Consider the following 17,907-nt stretch of genomic DNA (forward strand, 5'->3'; position numbering starts at 1 on the left):
CCTTTCGGAGGATCAGCCCGCGATCTGAATCTCATCTCTGGGCGTCGGTCTGCTCGAACAGGATATTCTATATCGCGTTCTCTGATTTATCAGGAGGATCACTAGCTTCACACGGGCGGAGCTAAATCTCTCTGTCTCTCCGTATTCTGGTCTGGAAGAGCGGTTTTCTGCGATAGTACGAGACAGTGCGGTGGTCGACTTCCGATCTCAGCAGGGTGTGGGAATCAATAACGAGTGATCTCAGAACGGAGCGGTAGTACCGCAATGCGTGCGCCGCAGCCGTCTTACTGGCGGTTTTCTGCACGCTATCGAGCTCTCGTATCTAGCTGTCCGCATCGATGTCCACCAGCGGATCACAGAAACCGAACTCCAACTGCCGAGAATAGAGGGAGTCGATATCGACGTCTTATCCGTCGAGACGGGACGAAAGTCGCCGTTCGACCAGTTCGAGGACAGCCTGGCCCAGCACCGAGCCGTTCCGTGCAAGCCCGTGGGCTTCGGCGGCGCCGGACGCGTCGGCCAGCGGGACTAGCCGGAGCGTGGTCCCGTCAGGGCCGACTTCGACGTGGAGCGAGGCCTGCGGGAACGAACAGGCCGCCGGAGCCAGCGCTTCGACGGTGTCGCCGTGCGTGCAGAGCGCTGGAACGTGGTGATGGGCCGACAGCGCGAGCGGCACGTCGCGGTCACGGAGCAGGTCTGCCACGGCCTCGCCGTCCTGCAGCGAGAAGTTCTGCCAGCGGTCCCGGTCGGGGCAGTCCGGGAGCCGGGCCGCGGGGTGGTGGAACGCGACGATCGGCTGGTCGGCCGCGGCCAGTCGCTCGGCGAGCCACGCCCGCTGTACCGGGCCGACGCGGCCGCCCCAGGTGTCTCGCAGGTCGCCGCGCTCTGCCTGCCCGTCGGCGGCGGCCTCGGCGTCGCCGACCGCTCCCGCTCGCCCGCCCGTCGCGGTATCGACGCCGAGCAGCGTCAGGTCGCCGACTCGCCGCTCGAACGGGAGCGGGTTGTACCGCTCGGCGAACCGTTCGATCGGCGGCGTCGCGTGGTCGTCGAACGCCTTGGGAACGTCGTGATTGCCAGGGATCGCGTAGCCAGGCACCTCCAGCGCGTCGAGTACGTCGTCGACGGCGTCGAACTCCGCCGAGTGCCCGTCGCGGGTCAGATCGCCGGCGATCAGTGCGGCGTCGGCGTGCTCGTTCGCGACGGCGACGGCGGTCCGCAGTCGGTCGAGCGTCCGGTGATACACCTTCCAGGTCCCGCGGGCGGTCAGCGCGACGTGCGGGTCCGCGACGACCGCGAGCGTCGTCGGATTCTCGCTGCGCGGGCGGTCGAGCCGGGCGAAGACGGGCCCGGGGGCGACGGAGGTCCCCGTCATGGTTCGGCGAGGACGTGAACGCGGTCGGTATCGAGGCCGAGCGAGACTCGCTCGCCGGTCGCGGGGGCCTCGTTCGGGTCGACGCGGAGCGTGACCGACTCCTCGTTCGGCAAGTCGGCCACGCAGCGGACGTGCTCGCCGAGGTAGAACCGCTCGCGGACGGTCGCCTCGAACGGCCCGTCGCCGAGTTCGAACGCCTCTGGGCGGGCGACGACCGTCACCTCCCCCTCGTTGCCGTTCGGGGAGCGCGTCGTCGCGTGCCCAAAGTCGAGTCTGCCGTCGCGGGCGACCGCCTGCAGCCGGTTCGACGTGCCGACGAAGTCGGCGACGAAGGCGTTCTCGGGCGTCTCATACACCTCGTCAGGCGTCCCGACCTGTTCGACGCGGCCGTCGTTCATGACGGCGATGCGGTCGCAGACCGCCATCGCCTCGGTCTGGTCGTGGGTGACGTACAGCGCCGTCACCTCGAGGTCGTCGAGGAGTTCGACCAGTTCGCGCTGGAGTCGGGTCTTCAGCTGGGCGTCGAGGCCGGTCATCGGCTCGTCGAGCAGGAGGATGGTCGGTTCGATGGCGAGCGCCCGCGCGAGGCCGACCCGCTGTTGCTGGCCGCCCGACAGCGTCGTCGGGTCGCGGTCGGCCAGTTCGCCGATGTCGAGCATCTCGAGCAGCTCGGCGGCGCGCTCGCGGCGCTCGGCCTTCGAGACGCCGCGCATCTTCGGGCCGAACTGCACGTTCTCGGCGACGGTCATGTTCTCGAAGAGGGCGTACGACTGGAAGACGAGGCCGACCGACCGCTGTTCGGGGGGGACGCGAGTCACGTCTTTGCCGTCGAACAGCACGCGCCCCTCGGTGGGCGTCTCGAAGCCGGCGATGGTCCGCAGGGTCGTCGTCTTGCCGCAGCCGGAGGGGCCGACGACCCCCAGTATCTCGCCGTCACCGACCGTGAGCGACAGGTCGTCGACGGCGGTCGCTTCGCCGAACCGCTTGGTCACGTTGTCGAGTGTGATCTCTGCCATGGATGTCAGTTCGTCGTGAACGCCCGATCGCCCAGCAGCTGGAGCGCCGCGGTGACCCCCGCGATGAGCAGGAAGAACACGGAGACCGCAGCGGCGGTCGTCAGGAAGGAGCTGTTCGAGATGTTCGCCTTGAGGAACAGGGCCAGCGGCTGCGCCCCGCGGGGATCGACCACGTAGGAGAAGTTGAACTCCGCGGCGGCCAGCGCCCAGCAGATGATCGCCCCCGAGATGATCCCCCGTTTCGCGTTCGGGACGATCACCGTCAGGAACGTCCGCGGCCACGACGCACCCAGCGACCGGGCGCTCTCTTCGAGCTGGCGCAGCGGCATCGACTCGAAGCTCGACTGGACGGCCATCACCATGAACGGCGCCTTCAGCAGCGAGTAGCCGACGATGAGCCCGAAGTCCGTCGACGAGAGCTGGGGGTACGCCCGGAGGAAGGCGACGCCGAGGACGACCCCCGGCGCCAGCGGCAGGACGGCGACCGCGTTGAGGAGGTCCCGCCCGGGGAACTCGTAGCGGGCGACGGCGTAGGCGATGGGCACGCCGACGACGAGGTTGATGAGAACGCCGCCTAGCGCCAGCCACATGCTCCGGAACAGCGGGCTCTGGCCCGGCGCGCCCAGCGGGTCCTGCGGCAGCGTGCGCAGGACGGCCCCGAGTTCCAGCGAGTAGAGCGCCTCGTCGCCGAGGCCGAGCACCTGCTGCCAGTGGGTGAACGTCACGAACCCGGAGGGGAGCACGCCGGTCCACTCGCGGGCGAACGACGCGACGAACGTCGCGACGACCGGGAAGATCAGGAACGCGAACGTCAGCACGAACACGGCCGTCACGAGCGGGCGCCCGAGGACGGCCGACGGCGAGCGGTGCCACGAGTTGACTTCCGCGTGCTCGGTCACACCGCCGTCAGTCCGCGGGGTGTCGGCGGACTGATCCTCGTCGGCAGATTGCCCCTCGTCGGCAGATTGCCCCTCGTCGGGGTCGCTCACATTCCCACCTCCGCGCTGGTGTAGCGCAGGCCGAGCGCCGTGAACGCGAGGACGAACGCGAACCAGACGGCGGCCATCGCCGCCGCGAGCTGGATGTCGAAACCGCTGCCCGTCGAGAGGGCGTAGTCGATCTCGTAGGTCCAGACCCGCAGCGCCTGGAGGATCAGGACGGTACCGAAGATGGCCAGCGCCGTCCGGAGGGTGAGGATGAACGCGCCGATGAGTCCCGGCTTGATCTGCGGGAGCGTGACGTGATAGAAGGTGCGCGCGGGCGAGGCGCCCAGCGAGCGGGCGGCCTCTTCTGTGCGCTCGTTCACCTCCGCGTAGCTCCCCTGCAACAGGAGCAGCGCCCGCGGGATCATCGAGTAGCAGTACGCGACGAACAGCCCGCTCACGCTGGTCGCGATGGCCAGATCGAGGTTGCTCCGGCCGGAGAACCACGCGAACAGGTTCGTGACCAGCCCGCTGTTGCCGAAGAGGACGATGATCATGAACGCCGCGACGATGCCCGGGAGGCTGATCGGGAACGACAGCAGCGTCACCAAGGCGCCCCGGAACGGCAGGTCGTACTTCTCCAGGGCGTGGGCCGTCGCGGTCGCGACGGCGAGGCTGACGACGGTCGTCGCGAGCGAGAACCACAGCGTGTTGACCGCCGAAGCCCGCAGGTGGGGGTCGGCGAGGAGTCGGCGGTAGGCCGACAGCGAGAACCCCTCGGTGACGTACTTCGCTTCGGAGACGCTGATCCGGAACATCTCGGTCAGCGGGTAGAGCCCCGCAACCGTCGCGAGCACGAGGAAGGGCGCACACAGCGCGACGATGCGCCGGCGCTCGCGGTCACGCTCGGTCCGTGGCAGGACGGCCCGCTCGGCGGGGTCGGGGAGCCGCCGGACGCCGTCGCGGGCGACGGTCCCCGCCGTGTCGAGGGCCGGTCCCAGCCGGCCACGGATCCCGTCGGTCGCTTCGTCGGCCGCCATCGGCCTACAGGCCCGCAGCGCGCTCGATCTCGTCGATGATGTCGCTCTGCTTCTCGACCATCGTCCCGTAGTCGACCTGGAACTCCGCCTCGTCGTAGACCGACTGGTCGGGGAACTCGTCGGGCATCTCCAGTTCGGGCGCGCGGATCGGCCGGACGTAGGCGTCGAGGAACTTCCGCTGGCCCTCCTTCGAGAGGACGTAGTCCATGAACAGCTTGCATGCCTCGGGATTCGGGGCGCCGTCGATCATGCCGAAGCCGTACGGCTGGTTGAACGCCCCCGCGTTGCCGTTCTCGCCCTTCAGGAGCGCCACGTCGACTTTCTCCTCGCTGATGTCCTCGTTGTTGTACTTGAGGTTCAGCCCGGAGTAGTCGTAGCGGACGAACGTGGCGTACTCGCCCTTGGTGAACTGCGCGATGAAGTTGTCGGTGAACTCGGCGCCGCCCTCCTGGATCTGCTCGTAGTAGTCGATCACCGGCTGGAGGTCGTCGAGCGACCCGCCGCGGGCGTTGTTGATCGAGAGCGCGGAGGCGAGGCCGACGGCCGCCGTCGGCGTCTGGAGCGCCAGGTCTTTCGTGATGTCGGGGTGGAGCAGGTCCTCCCACGTCTCCGGCGCATCGAGGCCGCGCTCTTCGTAGACGTCCTTGCGGTAGGTGACCGCGGTGGTCATCCGCCGGGTCGCGGTCATCTCCCCGTCGTCGGTCTTGAGCTTCTCGGGGACCTTGTCCCAGTTTTTGGGCTTGTAGTCGGTGAGGAAGCCGTCGTTCTTGGCGGTAATCCCGTAGGTGTAGCCGCCGTTGTACGCCGAGTGGTCGGGGCTCTGTGCGCGCTCTTTCATGTGCTTGAGCGCTTCGCCCGACGAGCGGTCGTCGTCGTTGAGCGCGACGCCGTACTCCTCCTCGAAGGCCTCCATCAACGCCGGCCAGTTCGACCAGTTCGACTGCACGCAGTAGACGTAGAGCGTCTCCGGGAACGACGAGGCGTTCAGGGTCGTCCGGTAGTCGCCGTGACCGACCTCGTACTGCTCGCCGGCGTCGGTGGACTCGCCGTCTCCGCCACCGAGGACGCCGGCACAGCCCGCCAGTCCGCCGGCCGCGACTGCACTCGCTCCGGTCAGGAATCGCCGTCGTGACGTGGTCATACGGGTGAACGCGCGACGACGACGGTTAACACGGCTTATATTTCGGACTCGTTGAGGTATCGAGCGGTACGTTCGCGACTGTCCGATAGGAGTCGCTCCCGACGGCTATTGGCGATATATAGCGGGCGGGTCAGGTGCGGTCGGCGGCGGCCTCGACGACCGCCTCGGCCAGCGCCTCGAACTCGGCGACCTCGGGGACCACGTCGACGGCGACGCCGGCGTCGGCGGCGGTCTCGGCGGTCGGATCGCCGATGACGCCGACGACGGCGTCGGCCAGTCCGTCCAGCGCCTCCTCGCGGATGCCTCGCTCGTCGGCCGCGGCGAGGAAGTGCCGGACCGTCAGCGAGGAAGTGAACACGGCGCCGTCCAGGTTGCCCGCGGCGGCGACTTCCGCCGACTCGCCGGCGTCGGCGGGCCGTTCCAGCCGGTAGAGTACAGTTTCGTGGAGGTACGCGCCGGCGTCTTCCAGGCCGGTCAGCAGGACCGCCGAGCCGTGGTCGCTGCGGGCGACTTCGACGCGGGCGCCGTCGACCTCGTCTTCGAGGGCTTCGACGAGACCCGCCGACGAGAACTCAGCCGGCACGCGGTCGACTTCGTAGCCGTGGTCGCGGAGCGCGTCGGCGGTCGACTCGCCGATGGCGCAGACGGTGGCGTCGCCGGCGTCCCACCGTTCGGTCGGGCCACCTTCGTCCGCGCGCTCGCCGGCGACGAGTTCGACACCGGTCTTGCTGGTGAAGATGACGTAGTCGGCGTCGGTGCGGGGGGCGGCGCCCGTCGGATCGACGGTCAGCATCGGGTCGGCGACGGGGTCGGCCCCGAGCGATTCGAGCAGGTCGACGGCGGCCGTCAGACGGTCGTCGGGCGGCCGGAAGACGGCGATTCGCGGTCGGTCTGCCGCGCTCATCGCTCGGTCACCTCACCGTCGGAGCGGGCGGGCTCGTCGCCGCCGTAGCCTCGCAGGAACTCGACGACGCGCTCGCGCTCGCCGGCGACCTCGCCGACGACGGTGATCGCGGGCGGTTCGATCCCGACCTCGTCGCGAGCGTCGACGATGGTCTCGAGGGTCCCGGTCGCGACCTGCTGGTCCGGCCACGTCGCGCGCTCGACGAGCGCGACGGGCGTCTCGGGGTCCATCCCGGCCTCGCGGAGCGCGGCGGTGTAGTCGGGGAGCTTGCCGACGCCCATCAGGACGACGATGGTGCCGCCGGTGGCCGCGAGCGCCTCCCAGTCGACGGCCGATTCGTCCTTGGTCGGGTCCTCGTGGCCGGTGACGAACGACACCGAGGAGGCGTGGTCGCGGTGAGTCGCCGGAATGCCCGCGACCGCCGGGCCGGCGATGGCCGACGTGACGCCGGGGACGACCTCGAACGGCACCTCGTGGTCGGCGAGATACGCCGCTTCCTCGCCGCCGCGGCCGAAGACGAACGGGTCGCCGCCCTTCAGGCGGACGACCGACTTCCCCTCGCGGGCGAGTTCGACCAGTCGCTCGTTGATAGCCGACTGCGGCGTGCGCTCGCCGCCGGCGCGCTTGCCCACGTCCTCGCGTCGCTCTTCCGGGATCAGGTCGATGATCTCGGGGCCGGGTAGCTTGTCGTGCAGCACCACGTCCGCCTCGTCCAGCAGTCGCCGCGCCTTGACGGTGAGCAGGTCCGGGTCGCCGGGGCCGGAGCCGACGAGGTAGACGGTCCCGGTCACGCGTCATTCCCTCCATCTGTATCGTTCTGGCCGTCCGCGCCATTCTCGCCGTCGATGGCGTCGGGCGTGTCCGGCGAGGCACTGGCCGCGCCGGAGTCCTCGCCGCTCCGCCGGCGGGCCTGCTCGATGAGGTCGGCGGCGCCGTCGTCGGCGAGGTCCGCGGCGAACTCCCGGGCGGCCTGCGGGTGGCGGTCGACGGGCAGCTCCCGCGTCTCGCTGACTTCCTCGTTCCCGTCGCGGTCGAGGACGCGGACGGTCGTCCGAACGACCGACCCCTGGAGCACGGCGTAGATGCCGACGGGGGCGACGCACCCGCCGCCGAGTTCTTCCAGGACCGTGCGCTCGGCGGTCGCTTCGACCCGCGTCGGCGCGTGGTCGAGCGCGCTTCGGATGTCGTCGGCGAGGTCACCGTCGCGGGCGGTGACCGCCAGCGTCCCCTGGCCCGGCGCGGGGACGAATCGGTCGGGGCCGAGTTGCTGGTGCTCGACGTGGTGGAGCAGGCCGGCGCGCTCGAGCCCCGCCTCGGCGAGGACGATGGCGTCGTACTCCACGTCCGGGTCGCGTTCGAGCGCGCGCCGCTCGAGTTCCGAGAGGTCTTCGAACCACTCCTCGACGGTGCGGTCGAACTCGCTGTCCTCGTCTTCGTCCTCGTCGTCGCTATCTTCGTCGCTGTCTGCGCCGGCTTCGGACTCGTCGTCCGCGTCGCCGGGCGTGTTGTACTTGGCGTAGTCGGTGGTCCGGGGCTGGTCCTCGCCGTCGTCGTCGGCTTCGTCGTACGCGGCGAACGACTCCGATTCTTCGTCGACTTCGGCCTCGACGCGGCGCTCGTGTTCGCGGACGAGCGGCGGTGCGAGCAGTTTCTCGATGCGCGTGTCGACGTTGCCCCGGAGCGGCTGGACGTCGAGATCCGGGCGTTCGGCGAGCAACTGGGCACCTCGCCGGAGACTGGACGTGCCGACGGTGGCGCCCTCGGGGAGCCCGGAGAGACTCGTCCCGTCACGGGTGACGAGCACGTCGCGCGGCGCGGCCCGCTCGGGGACGCCCGCGACGACCATCTCGTCGGGCATCTCCGTCGGCATGTCCTTCATCGAGTGGACGGCGGCGTCGCAGTCGCCCTCCAGCACCTCGTCGTCGAGCGCACGGACGAACGCGCCGGTCTTGCCGAGTTCGTGGATGGCCTCGTCGGTGATCTGGTCGCCGGTGGTCTCGACTTCGACGAGCTCCACGTCGAATCGTCGGTCCTCCAGCCGGTCCTTGACGAAGGCGGCCTGGCGCATGGCCAGCGCGGATCCGCGCGTCCCCAGCCGCAACGTTGTACTCATTGTCTCTCAGTGGTCGCGCCGACGTGAAAAGCACACCACTTCCGTCCCCGGGCGACGCTTGGATGAGCGTCGGTACTGGGTCGTCGATTCCGGGTGGCGGGTTGTAGCCGGAGGTTCAGTCGGTGTGGCCGCGAGTACCGAAGGACCGACTGAGGGTTGAAAGTCCTCGGCGCCCGGTGAAACCCGGGCGGGAAAAAGATGGGCTCACCAGGGTTCGTCCTTGGCGCCGATGACGTAGGCGATGCCGTTGGTGACGACGTGGAGGAGCGGGGTCGCCACGAGGACGACCGCGAGCACCGCTGGCGTGAACGTCGAGACGACCCAGTCGAAATCGAACAGCGCGGCGAGCGCGAGCGCGCCGACGACGAAGTCGAGCTGGTCGAGGCCGGGGAAGGGGGCGCCGCGCTCGCGGCCGGTCCGGCGCTTGAGGAACGAGGCGCCGATGTCGCCGCACATCGCACCGAACGCGAGCCCGACGGCGGCGGGGAGCGGGAACTCGACGGCCGCGACACCGAGGGCGTCGGAGATGGCGTCGGCGCCGGCGTTGAGCGCGAGCGCGAGCGCGACGCCGGCGAGGGTTCCGGCGGCGGTCCCGCGCCATGTCTTGCCGTCGCCGAGGATCCGGCGGCCGCCCCAGGTGCGGCCGCCGTCGATGGGGCGGCCGCCGCCGGCCAGCACTGCCGCGTTGTTGGGTACGTACGCGGGCAACATCGCCCACAGCGCCGTCACGATGGCCGCGAACAGGTTCATACCCTCGCCGACAGCCGCCCGCCTCTTAATCGCGGTGTTTCCCGACGTGGCTGCCGGCCGCTCCGGGACGTGGCCGGCAGTTCACCGCTCGCTGTCGATACCACTTTCACACTGGCGGCAAAAATTGCGGCCATGATCCCGCCGATCGCGAGCCGGTTCGTCGCCGGCGAGACGGCCCCGGTGGCGCTCGAACACGCACGCGAGGCGAACGAGCGCGGGCTCGGGGTGATCCTGAATCTACTGGGCGAACACTACCACGAGCGCGGACCGGCCGACGAGGACGCCGCGACCTATTGCCAACTGATCGAAGACCTCGCGGGGACCGACCTGCGAGCCTGCGTCTCGGTCAAACCCTCCCAGCTCGGCCTCGACGTCGGCGAGGACGTCTTCCGGGAGAACCTCGCCAGCGTCGTCGAGTGCGCCGACGAACACGGCCGATTCGTCTGGATCGACATGGAAGACCACACGACGACCGACGCGACGCTCGACGCCTTCGAGCACCACGCCCGCGAGACCGGCGGAAGCGTCGGCATCTGCGTCCAGGCGAACCTCCGGCGGACACGGGCGGACCTCGAACGGCTGGCCGACCTGCCGGGGAAGGTCCGACTCGTCAAGGGCGCCTACGACCCGCCTGCGGAGGTCGCCTACCGGGAGAAATCGCGGGTGAACGAGGCGTACCGGGACCTGCTGGCGTTCATGTTCCGGGCGTTCGACGACGGGGTGGCCGTCGGGAGCCACGACCCGGAGATGATCGATCTGGCCGCGGACCTCCACGACGAACACGGGACGCCCTACGAGGTGCAGATGCTGATGGGCGTCCGAGAGGACGCGCAGGCGGAGCTGGCCGACGATCGCGAGGTCTGGCAGTACGCCCCCTACGGTTCGAAGTGGCTGTCGTACTTCTACCGGCGCGTGCTCGAACGCAAGGAGAACCTGACGTTCGCGCTCCGAGCGGTCGTGAGCGGGTGAACGGCCGAGCGGTCGTGAGTGGGGATCAGGCGAGCGGGTGAGCACTGGCCGTCGAACGGGCCGAGACGCACGTGTTCCCCGTCCGGAAGGAACACGCTTAGTACGCTCCGGCGGGCAGATAGGCGCAGATGACCTCGGCATCCTGGAAGCGCGACTTCGCAAGCGGGTTGATCATCCTGGTGCCGCTGCTCGTGACGGCCTACATCATCCTCTGGCTGTACTTCGCACTCGCGGGCGTGCCGCTACCGGTCACGAACCAGACCGTCTATCTCGGGGGCCAGGAGGTCGACGTCGCGGACCCGCTGCGGGTCCTCCTGACGCTGGTCATCTTCGTGCTGGTCGTGTTCTCGCTGGGGTACCTGATGCGGACGGCCTTCGGCGACATCATCGAGGGGACCATCGACCGCACGATGAACCAGCTCCCGGGGCTTCGCGTCGTCTACAACGCCTCGAAGATGGCCGTCGAAACGGTCGTCTCCGGCGCGGACGAACTCCAGGAACCAGTCAAAATCGAGACCTGGCAGGGGATGCGGATGACGGCGTTCAAGACCGGGAAATCGACCGAGGACGGCCGCGACGTGCTCTTTTTGCCGACCGCACCGAACATCACCACCGGATTCGTGGTCGAAGTCGAACCAGACCAGTACGAGGAGACCAACGAGCGCGTCGAGGAGGCGCTGACGCGCGTTCTCAGCGCCGGGTTCGGTGAGGCCGAGCAGACGTCGATCCCGATGGCGCCGGACGAAGCGGGCGGCGAGTCCGAAGACATGGACGACTGACGGGAGTCAGCTGATGTGTGCGGCGATGTCGGCCTCGGTGATGATACCAACGGTATTGCCGTCGTCGACGACGAGCACGGCGTCGTTGTGGTTGAGGTAGTCGTTGATCTCGTCGATGGTCGCCTCGGGCTCGACGGTCGCGATCGACTCGCGTTTGACCTCGTCGACGGGGAAGTCGCCGACGTTCTCGGTCTCGGCGTCGTCGGAGCGCTGGCGGATGTCCGAGTGGCTGATGAGACCCAGGGGCGTCCCGTCGCGGATGACGGGCACCTGCGAGAAGCCCGGCTCGTCCATCAGCTCCTGGGCCTCGTGGACGGAGTCGTCGGGCTCGACGCTCACGATAGACGAGGTCATCAGGTCCTCGGCACGCAGGATGGCGCCCTCCGCTTCCTGCAGTGCGTTGACGATCCGCCGCAGCGTCGACAGGCGCGGATCGACGTCGCCGCCCTCGATCCGGGCGATCAGCGGCTGAGAGACGTCCGCCCTGTCGGCGAGATCGCTCTGGGTCAACCCCAGTTCGTTCCGCCGCTCCCGCAGATCCGCCGGCGTCGGTAAATCCATGCGTCGGGATAACCGTGGGTAATATAAAAAACCACCGCCGGTCGATCGGGGCCGCGGCGTCGGGCGCGAACGGTCGGTATAAACGGCTGGAGCGGCTAACGGCTGGTATGTCAGAGACAGAGGAGAGCCTACCGGAGTCGGACGAGGAGTGGCGAGAGCGACTCACGGAGGAGGAGTACAAGATCCTGCGCGAGCGCGGAACCGAGCCGAAGTTCAGCGGCGAGTTCCTCGACGTCGACGACGACGGCGAGTTCACCTGCGCCGGCTGCGGCGCGGAGCTGTTCTCGACCGACCAGCAGTTCGACTCGGGCCACGGCTGGCCGAGCTTCTTCGACGTCGTCGAGGAGGGCAACGTGGAGACGCAACTGGACACCAGCCACGGGATGCGGCGGACGGAAGTCGTCTGTGCGTCGTGTGGCGGCCACCTCGGCCACGTCTTCGACGACGGCCCCGAACCGACGGGCAAGCGGTACTGCATCAACTCGGCGGCGCTCGACTTCGACCCCAAAGAGTAACGCCGTCCGGTGGCCGTCGAACTGTAGTCGCGTTGTGCGGAGCGGAACACTCGTCGCTGTCGCCTGCCCGCTGCTGTTCGCGGCACTCGGGGAGTGGCGGGTGTCCTCGAACGGCGGGGGAACTGAGCGGCAGGCTCAGGCGTAGCTCTTGTTCAGGTACTCGACGATCTTCTCGGACTCGGCCATCGTGACGCCGCGGTCGTCGTCGATCAGGACGGGGACGCCGCGCTGGCCGGAGACCTCCTTGACCTCGTTGCGTTCGGAGTGGAGCGCGTCCACCCAGACGGTGTCGTAGTCGAGGTCGAGTTCGTCCATGCGGTCGGCGACCTTCTCGCAGTACGGGCACCCGTCGAGCTGGTAGAGCGTGAACGACATACTCGCGTGTTCGCAACCGACCCGGAAGTGCGTTGCGCCTACTGCGCGGCCCCGACACCGCTGACTTCGAAGCGTGTACCCGACTGATCCCCCGCCGCTCGGTCGCTCGAGTCGGCGAGACCGACCTCCCAGCCGTGAGCGAGCGCGACCTTCTGGACGATGGCGAGGCCCATCCCCGTGTTGTCGTCGGACGTTCCGGTCGAGTATCCAGTCTCGAAGATGTGCTGGGCGTCTTCAGGCGCGATTCCCGCGCCGTCGTCCGCGACGTAGAACCCGCCGGGGACGGTGCCGACGGCCACCGTTTCGGCGCCGTCGGCGTGGTCGACCGCGTTCCGGAAGAGGTTCTCGAACAACTGCGCGAGGAGGCCGGGATCGGCGACGACCCCCTCGCTGTCGACGATATCGAGCGTCAGGCCGTCGGTCTCGACGTGCGACCAGGCGTCGCGGGCGGCGGTGCCGAGGTCGACGCGCTCGGGGTCGACGCCGCGTGATCCGCTCGCGAGCACGAGCGCGTCGTCGACGATGGCGTTCATCCGGTCGAGTGCCGACCGGATCGGCACGATCTGTTCGGCGACCGTCGCCGGATCGATGTCGGAGTCGTCCGCAAGTCGTTCCGCGCGCCCCATCGCGACGTTCAGGGGGTTCCGGAGGTCGTGGCTGAGGACGCTCGCGACCGTCGAGAGCGTCTCGTTGTTGGCCGCGACGCGGAGTTCGGTCTCCTTCCGATCGGTGATGTCGACGTGCATGACGAGGGCGTGGGGTTCCTCGCACTCCGAAAGGGTGATCGCCCGCATCAGGAACCAGCGCCGCTCGTCCGGCGAGTGACAGGGGTATTCGAGCGTGAACTCTCCGCGCTCGCCCCCGAGAACCGACCGGATGCCAGCGGCGGCCTCGCTCGCCGTCTCGTCGTCGTCGGCGTCGCAGACTGCGAGGTAGTCCTCGCCGATCATGCCCGAATCGCCGCGGAGGCCGTTGTCCAGTCCGAACCGTCGCCAGGCGCGGTTGGTCTTCCGGATCACGCCGTCGGCATCGACGACCGCGACCTGCGCGGGGAGCGCGTCGAACGCCGCCCCGACGAGGTCGCTCCCGTCGGTGGCCGTCGGCCGCCCGTCGTCGCAGTCGGTCATCACTGCCCACGCAGACGGGCTGCAAGGGTAAAACACTGCGCACCGAGGGTGGTCGGCTTCGACCGACAACCCGGGCCGAAGCGGTGATTCGGACCCGGCAGCGCGTCGGCTCCGCTGAACCTTATTCGTTCATCAGGCCGTCTTCCTCGACGCGCATGACGGCTTCGCCGTCAGGGAGGTTCGGCGCGTCGACGAGCTTGACGATGCGCTTGTCGCCCTTGGACTTGCGCAGGTAGATGCGGAACGTGGAGGTGTGACCGAGGATGTTCCCACCGATGGGCTGGGTCGGGTCGCCGAAGAAGGAGTCGGGGTTGGACGCGACCTGGTTGGTGACGACGACGGCGGTGTTGTGGAGGTCGCCGACGCGCATCAGGTCGTGGAGGTGCTTGTTGAGTTTCTGCTGGCGCTCGGCGAGTTCGCCGCGGCCGACGTACTCCGCGCGGAAGTGGGCGGTCAGCGAGTCGACGCAGAGCAGGCGGATGGGGAACTCCCCTTCCTGGCTCTCGCTGGCGAGTTCCTGAGCCTGTTCGGCCAGCAGGATCTGGTGGTTGGAGTTGAACGCCTTCGCGACGTGGATGTTGTCGAGCATGGCCTCGACGAGGTCTTCGAGCAGCGCGTCGTCGGTGGCGTCGGCCTGCTCGTCGTCTTCGACCACGCCGTGCAGCACCATCGTGTCCTCCAGCACGTCCTCGGAGAGGCCCCGGACCATCTGGTCGATCCGCTCGGGACGGAACGTGTCCTCGGAGTCGATGAACATCGCGCTGCCCTCGAGACCGCCGTGCTCGCGGGGGAGCTGGACGGTCACGGAGATCTGGTGGGTGACCTGGGACTTGCCGGCACCGAACTCGCCGTACACCTCGGTGATCGACTGGGTCTCGATTCCGCCGCCGAGGAGTTCGTCGACCTCGTCGACGTTCCACGTGAGCTTCCCGATCTGCTCGCGGCGTTCGAGCACCGTCGCGCCGGACTCGAACCCGCCGATGTCGGCGGCCTCGCGAGCGGCGTTGATGATGTCGGCGGCGCTCGACTCCCCGACGTCGGCGGAGTTCGAGAGCTCCCCGGGGCTCGCGACCGCGATGCCCTGGTAGGAGTCGAAGCCGTTGTCTTTCAGCTTTTCCGCGGTGGCCGGGCCGACGCCCGACAGCTCTTCGAGGTCGTCTGTTGCCATACCCATCGGTTGCGCCGCCCATCATATAAACCCTCGTTAACACCAAAGTGAAAGTGAAAACGCGGGACGTGAGCGGCTTCGGATCAGAGGGGTCCGAAAGTTGATACGTGAACGGGGAGTCTGTGGCCAGCGGAGGCAAAGAGAGGCCAGAAGAGGGTGGGCGGCGACGGGCGTCAGCCACCGCGTGCGCCGAGATAGACGACGCCGAGGACGCCGAGGAAGTAGACGGCGGTGAGCACCGGTTCGGGGACCGAGAGTACGCGGTGGCCCTGATGACCCACGACGACGAGCGCGAACGCGGCGAGCGCGGCGAGCGGGTTGGCTCTGAGGCCGCCCGCAAACGCTTGAAGTTGCCAGCGGAGGTCGCCGAGGAACCCCGCGGCAGCTTCGCCGGCCGACCGATTTCCATCGGGGTTGTCCGCGGGTTCGAACCGGTCGAGGTCGTCGCGGTCGACGGTCGTCACGTCGCCCGTATTGACCCGACGGCCGTCGGCGTCGCCCACCCGGAGGAGCGTGACGCTCGACTCGTGGGTACCGACGACGCGGTAGACTCCCGATGCGACCGGGGCGTCCGCGGTGTCGGGATCTATCGGCCGGAGGTGGTCGTAGACCGCGGGATCGCTTGCGTCGGGCATCTGTCGATACGTCCCGGACGCGGCCGCCGCCGGATTAAATCTGTCGCGAGTGGTCCGACCACGGCACCACACCGAGGTGGTTGCCCGCCATCAGCGCGCCGAGGGCGACTAGGGCGACGCCGACGACCAGCGCGGCGGTACCGCCCACCGTCAGCGCGTACGCGACGCCGTAGACCAGTATTCCGGCCGCCAGTGCGACGTTGAACGTCCAGCGGTGGGACAGCGCGGGCCGGACGACGATTGCGGCCGCGAGCGCCGCGATGGCGACCGCCGCCGCCAGCACCGCCGTCGATCCGGTCTGACTCGCTGTCGCCAAAATCGCGACGCCGGCGATCACCCCTCGCACGCGCGGAGAGGCCGTCTCGTCAGTCTCAGCGTCGGGCGCGTCGCCGACGGTGGAGGGCTCGGTCGGAGACACACGTGAAATGTCGGCGGCGACGAAGAAAAGTCTGCTCCCGGAGGCCCGTTGGCGTTACTCCCACGGGTGGCCGCCGGGCCGGTCGGGCCAGAGGGGGTACCAGTACTCCTTGTCGGGCTCGACGGTGAGTTCGCCGTCGAGGACGCTCTGGAGTTTGATCTCCGTCTGGTTGTGCCGTTCGTGGTCGCCCTTCGGCGCGAAGGGGTAGTACTTCCCCCGGCGGAACGAGTACACCCAGTAGGCCCGCTGGCCGTCCTTCTCGAAGCCGAACAGCGCGGCGAGCAGCCGCGAGCCGTAGCCGCGCTCGATGAACTCGTCGGCGGCGAAGTGGATGCTCGTCACCAGGTCCTCGGGGTCGTCGTCCTCCAGCACAACCCACTCGTAGCCGTGGTCGTCGGTCGTGAACTCGGCGTTCGTGCCCGTCTCGACCTCCCCCGCTTCGAGGATGGCCTCGACGTTCTCGACGGCGTCCTCGAAGTCGGTGCTGTCGACCTCGGCGAAACACAGCGCCGCCGTGCCGGCCGCCGCGAAGCCCAGATCGGCCTCCATCGTCATGTAGGCCGTGCTCATTCCGAACAGGTCCTCCGGGTCGGCGTCCCGGGTCGCGTCGGCCTCGGCTTTCATCCCCAGCGCGGACTTCAGGCCGTCCAGCAGTCCCATACCCGAAGTTGGGGCGAACCCCTAAAAGTCGCTTCCCTCGACCGCCCCGAGTCAGAGTGCCAGCGCGCCGAGCGCCGCCAACAGCGCGTAGGTGACCATCGCCACCAGCGCCACGCCGCCGTACCAGGCGACCACTAACGGGAGGACCCCGTAACTGTCGGCCGGCATGGCGTCGCGTCGCCGGAGGACGACGACCGCGGCGGCCAGACAGATCCCCGGGACGAGATAGTTCGCGACCCCGATCCCGTAGAGTCCCGGGTCGCTGACGCCGACTACTGCCCCCACACGGTCTTCGAACGTGACTGCGGCGGCGTAGCCCAGAAACTGCAGCGGGATCAGCACGATCCACAGGAGGACGTAGTTGAGCGACCACCGCTCGGTCGGCCAGCACAGCAGCGCGCGTACTCGCTCGCTCAGCAACAGCGGCGCCGTCCCAACCGGGAGGACCACCACGTAGACGACGACCATCGCACCGAAGGAGGACCAGTCCGGGCTCACGCCCGATAGTGTCACTCAAACAAGTAATGAGTTACGGATCCCCTTCGTCGGGGTCGTCTCAGTCGTCCCAGGGGGCGTTGTCCGGGTCGATCTCCCGCTGGCCGCGGTCGAGGTCGGCGATGCGGTCCAGGTCTTCGTCGTCCAGTTCCACGTCGTAGGTCCGCCAGTTGTCCTCGATGTGCTCGGCGCTCGTCGCCTTCGGGATGGCCGCGACGCCGTCGAGCGACAGGAGCCACGAAAGCGTCACCTGCGGGACGCTCGCGTCGTGTTTCTCGGCGATGTCCTGCAGGACGGGGTCGTCGAGTACCTTCGTCCGTGCCAGCGGCGAGTAGGCGACGACGTTGTGGTCGTGCTCGGCGGCGTACTCGCGCAGCTCCCCCTGCTGGAGGTACGGGTGCATCTCGACCTGGTTCGCGAAGATCGGGGCGTCGAGGGTCTCGCGGGCCTCGTCGAGGTGCTCGGGCTCGAAGTTGGAGACGCCGATATGGCGGATCTTGCCCTCGTCGTAGAGCTGCTGGAACGCCGAGAGCGTGCCCTCGGGGTCGTAGGTCTGGGTCGGCCAGTGGACGTACAGCAGGTCGATGTAGTCGGTGCCCAGCTTCTCGAGGCTCTCCTCGGTCGTCGACAGCACGTCGTCGTGGGCGAGGTTCGAGGTGCTGACCTTCGTCGCGAGGAAGACCTCCTCCCGGGGCACGTCCGCCTCGGCGATGCCGCGGCCGACGGACTCCTCGTTCTCGTAGGCCTGCGCAGTGTCGACGTTCCGATACCCCAGTTCCAGCGCCGTACTGACGCTCTCGGCGCACTGATCGGGGTCTGTGTTCTGCCACGTGCCCAGTCCGAGTCCGTGTAGATCGAGTTCGCTCATGTCGGGTCGTTCTACAGGGCCGTGCGACCCTAACCGCTGGGAAAGCGGTCAGTGTCTCCGTCTGTCCGGTCACTGGAT

At 68.6% G+C, this 17,907-nt stretch carries 21 protein-coding genes; 3 read left to right on the forward strand and 18 right to left on the reverse strand.

Features of this window, described 5'->3' with window-relative positions:
• Nucleotides 1-406 precede the first annotated feature (406 nt).
• The 9 genes from AB2U09_RS11870 to AB2U09_RS11910 all read right to left on the reverse strand — a co-directional run bounded on the left by AB2U09_RS11870 (nucleotide 407) and on the right by AB2U09_RS11910 (nucleotide 9,259).
• Nucleotides 407-1,372 carry a metallophosphoesterase family protein gene (locus tag AB2U09_RS11870; RefSeq protein ID WP_459192934.1) on the reverse strand — a complete coding sequence of 322 codons (966 nt, stop codon included), beginning with the start codon at nucleotides 1,370-1,372 and terminating at the stop codon, nucleotides 407-409.
• Nucleotides 1,369-2,388: an ABC transporter ATP-binding protein gene (locus AB2U09_RS11875; RefSeq protein WP_459192935.1), complete on the reverse strand. Its 1,020-nt coding sequence runs from the start codon at nucleotides 2,386-2,388 to the stop codon at nucleotides 1,369-1,371. The genes AB2U09_RS11870 and AB2U09_RS11875 overlap by 4 nt, the downstream gene beginning before the upstream one ends.
• Nucleotides 2,389-2,393: 5 nt before the next feature.
• The gene (locus AB2U09_RS11880; RefSeq protein ID WP_459193273.1) at nucleotides 2,394-3,221 is read right to left on the reverse strand and encodes an ABC transporter permease; all 828 of its coding nucleotides are present in this window, start codon (nucleotides 3,219-3,221) and stop codon (nucleotides 2,394-2,396) included.
• Nucleotides 3,222-3,373: 152 nt separating this feature from the next.
• Complete coding sequence (locus AB2U09_RS11885) at nucleotides 3,374-4,351, reverse strand: ABC transporter permease (RefSeq protein ID WP_459192936.1); 978 nt, start codon at nucleotides 4,349-4,351, stop codon at nucleotides 3,374-3,376.
• Nucleotides 4,352-4,355: 4 nt separating this feature from the next.
• Nucleotides 4,356-5,492, reverse strand: coding sequence for an extracellular solute-binding protein (locus AB2U09_RS11890; RefSeq protein WP_459192937.1), 1,137 nt, complete (start codon nucleotides 5,490-5,492; stop codon nucleotides 4,356-4,358).
• Between the two features lie 130 nt (nucleotides 5,493-5,622).
• Entirely contained in the window at nucleotides 5,623-6,396 is a 774-nt protein-coding gene (locus AB2U09_RS11895) for a uroporphyrinogen-III synthase (protein WP_459192938.1), read from the reverse strand.
• Nucleotides 6,393-7,187 carry a uroporphyrinogen-III C-methyltransferase gene (gene cobA / locus AB2U09_RS11900; protein WP_459192939.1) on the reverse strand — a complete coding sequence of 265 codons (795 nt, stop codon included), beginning with the start codon at nucleotides 7,185-7,187 and terminating at the stop codon, nucleotides 6,393-6,395. Before cobA ends, AB2U09_RS11895 begins: the two co-directional genes overlap by 4 nt.
• Nucleotides 7,184-8,509, reverse strand: coding sequence for a hydroxymethylbilane synthase (gene hemC, locus AB2U09_RS11905; RefSeq protein WP_459192940.1), 1,326 nt, complete (start codon nucleotides 8,507-8,509; stop codon nucleotides 7,184-7,186). Before hemC ends, cobA begins: the two co-directional genes overlap by 4 nt.
• Nucleotides 8,510-8,713: 204 nt before the next feature.
• Nucleotides 8,714-9,259, reverse strand: a complete 546-nt coding sequence (locus AB2U09_RS11910; protein WP_459192941.1) for a CDP-2,3-bis-(O-geranylgeranyl)-sn-glycerol synthase — start codon at nucleotides 9,257-9,259, stop codon at nucleotides 8,714-8,716.
• 132 nt (nucleotides 9,260-9,391) lie between these two features.
• Here AB2U09_RS11910 and AB2U09_RS11915 point away from each other — a divergent pair, with 132 nt between their 5' ends.
• Together AB2U09_RS11915 and AB2U09_RS11920 are read left to right on the forward strand one after the other, a co-directional pair.
• Nucleotides 9,392-10,228 carry a proline dehydrogenase family protein gene (locus AB2U09_RS11915; protein WP_459192942.1) on the forward strand — a complete coding sequence of 279 codons (837 nt, stop codon included), beginning with the start codon at nucleotides 9,392-9,394 and terminating at the stop codon, nucleotides 10,226-10,228.
• Nucleotides 10,229-10,356: 128 nt separating this feature from the next.
• Nucleotides 10,357-11,007, forward strand: a complete 651-nt coding sequence (locus tag AB2U09_RS11920; protein ID WP_459192943.1) for a DUF502 domain-containing protein — start codon at nucleotides 10,357-10,359, stop codon at nucleotides 11,005-11,007.
• 6 nt (nucleotides 11,008-11,013) lie between these two features.
• Here AB2U09_RS11920 and AB2U09_RS11925 read toward each other — a convergent pair whose 3' ends face one another.
• Nucleotides 11,014-11,568, reverse strand: a complete 555-nt coding sequence (locus tag AB2U09_RS11925) for a CBS domain-containing protein (RefSeq protein WP_459192944.1) — start codon at nucleotides 11,566-11,568, stop codon at nucleotides 11,014-11,016.
• A 107-nt stretch (nucleotides 11,569-11,675) separates the two neighbouring features.
• On the opposite strand from AB2U09_RS11925, the gene msrB reads away from it, so the two are divergent.
• Complete coding sequence (gene msrB, locus AB2U09_RS11930) at nucleotides 11,676-12,083, forward strand: peptide-methionine (R)-S-oxide reductase MsrB (protein WP_459192945.1); 408 nt, start codon at nucleotides 11,676-11,678, stop codon at nucleotides 12,081-12,083.
• A 135-nt stretch (nucleotides 12,084-12,218) separates the two neighbouring features.
• On the opposite strand, the gene AB2U09_RS11935 is transcribed toward msrB, so the two are convergent.
• The 8 genes from AB2U09_RS11935 to AB2U09_RS11970 form a co-directional block, all read right to left on the reverse strand.
• A complete protein-coding gene (locus tag AB2U09_RS11935; RefSeq protein ID WP_459192946.1) occupies nucleotides 12,219-12,458 on the reverse strand; it encodes a glutaredoxin family protein in 240 nt (79 codons plus the stop codon).
• Between the two features lie 38 nt (nucleotides 12,459-12,496).
• Nucleotides 12,497-13,585, reverse strand: coding sequence for a sensor histidine kinase (locus tag AB2U09_RS11940; protein WP_459192947.1), 1,089 nt, complete (start codon nucleotides 13,583-13,585; stop codon nucleotides 12,497-12,499).
• Nucleotides 13,586-13,706: 121 nt separating this feature from the next.
• On the reverse strand, nucleotides 13,707-14,753 hold the full coding sequence (radA, locus tag AB2U09_RS11945) for a DNA repair and recombination protein RadA (RefSeq protein WP_459192948.1): 1,047 nt from the start codon (nucleotides 14,751-14,753) through the stop codon (nucleotides 13,707-13,709).
• 173 nt (nucleotides 14,754-14,926) lie between these two features.
• Complete coding sequence (locus tag AB2U09_RS11950) at nucleotides 14,927-15,388, reverse strand: hypothetical protein (protein ID WP_459192949.1); 462 nt, start codon at nucleotides 15,386-15,388, stop codon at nucleotides 14,927-14,929.
• 34 nt (nucleotides 15,389-15,422) lie between these two features.
• A complete protein-coding gene (locus AB2U09_RS11955; RefSeq protein WP_459192950.1) occupies nucleotides 15,423-15,806 on the reverse strand; it encodes a hypothetical protein in 384 nt (127 codons plus the stop codon).
• 54 nt (nucleotides 15,807-15,860) lie between these two features.
• Nucleotides 15,861-16,466: a PspA-associated protein PspAB gene (pspAB, locus tag AB2U09_RS11960; protein ID WP_459192951.1), complete on the reverse strand. Its 606-nt coding sequence runs from the start codon at nucleotides 16,464-16,466 to the stop codon at nucleotides 15,861-15,863.
• Nucleotides 16,467-16,517: 51 nt separating this feature from the next.
• A complete protein-coding gene (locus AB2U09_RS11965; RefSeq protein WP_459192952.1) occupies nucleotides 16,518-16,964 on the reverse strand; it encodes a hypothetical protein in 447 nt (148 codons plus the stop codon).
• Nucleotides 16,965-17,022: 58 nt separating this feature from the next.
• Entirely contained in the window at nucleotides 17,023-17,829 is an 807-nt protein-coding gene (locus AB2U09_RS11970) for an aldo/keto reductase (protein ID WP_459192953.1), read from the reverse strand.
• Between the last annotated feature and the right edge of the window lie 78 nt (nucleotides 17,830-17,907).

This window comes from Halosimplex yunnanense, assembly GCF_054504345.1.

Bases quoted from the DNA above. Each gene is read 5' to 3' on its own strand.
- AB2U09_RS11925 (WP_459192944.1), bottom strand. From the start codon at position 11,568: ATGGATTTACCGACGCCGGCGGATCTGCGGGAGCGGCGGAACGAACTG.
- AB2U09_RS11875 (WP_459192935.1), bottom strand. From the start codon at position 2,388: ATGGCAGAGATCACACTCGACAACGTGACCAAGCGGTTCGGCGAAGCG.
- AB2U09_RS11970 (WP_459192953.1), bottom strand. From the start codon at position 17,829: ATGAGCGAACTCGATCTACACGGACTCGGACTGGGCACGTGGCAGAAC.
- msrB (WP_459192945.1), top strand. From the start codon at position 11,676: ATGTCAGAGACAGAGGAGAGCCTACCGGAGTCGGACGAGGAGTGGCGA.
- AB2U09_RS11885 (WP_459192936.1), bottom strand. From the start codon at position 4,351: ATGGCGGCCGACGAAGCGACCGACGGGATCCGTGGCCGGCTGGGACCG.
- AB2U09_RS11950 (WP_459192949.1), bottom strand. From the start codon at position 15,388: ATGCCCGACGCAAGCGATCCCGCGGTCTACGACCACCTCCGGCCGATA.
- AB2U09_RS11915 (WP_459192942.1), top strand. From the start codon at position 9,392: ATGATCCCGCCGATCGCGAGCCGGTTCGTCGCCGGCGAGACGGCCCCG.
- AB2U09_RS11910 (WP_459192941.1), bottom strand. From the start codon at position 9,259: ATGAACCTGTTCGCGGCCATCGTGACGGCGCTGTGGGCGATGTTGCCC.
- AB2U09_RS11935 (WP_459192946.1), bottom strand. From the start codon at position 12,458: ATGTCGTTCACGCTCTACCAGCTCGACGGGTGCCCGTACTGCGAGAAG.
- AB2U09_RS11890 (WP_459192937.1), bottom strand. From the start codon at position 5,492: ATGACCACGTCACGACGGCGATTCCTGACCGGAGCGAGTGCAGTCGCG.
- AB2U09_RS11870 (WP_459192934.1), bottom strand. From the start codon at position 1,372: ATGACGGGGACCTCCGTCGCCCCCGGGCCCGTCTTCGCCCGGCTCGAC.
- hemC (WP_459192940.1), bottom strand. From the start codon at position 8,509: ATGAGTACAACGTTGCGGCTGGGGACGCGCGGATCCGCGCTGGCCATG.
- pspAB (WP_459192951.1), bottom strand. From the start codon at position 16,466: ATGGGACTGCTGGACGGCCTGAAGTCCGCGCTGGGGATGAAAGCCGAG.
- AB2U09_RS11940 (WP_459192947.1), bottom strand. From the start codon at position 13,585: ATGACCGACTGCGACGACGGGCGGCCGACGGCCACCGACGGGAGCGAC.
- AB2U09_RS11895 (WP_459192938.1), bottom strand. From the start codon at position 6,396: ATGAGCGCGGCAGACCGACCGCGAATCGCCGTCTTCCGGCCGCCCGAC.
- radA (WP_459192948.1), bottom strand. From the start codon at position 14,753: ATGGCAACAGACGACCTCGAAGAGCTGTCGGGCGTCGGCCCGGCCACC.
- AB2U09_RS11920 (WP_459192943.1), top strand. From the start codon at position 10,357: ATGACCTCGGCATCCTGGAAGCGCGACTTCGCAAGCGGGTTGATCATC.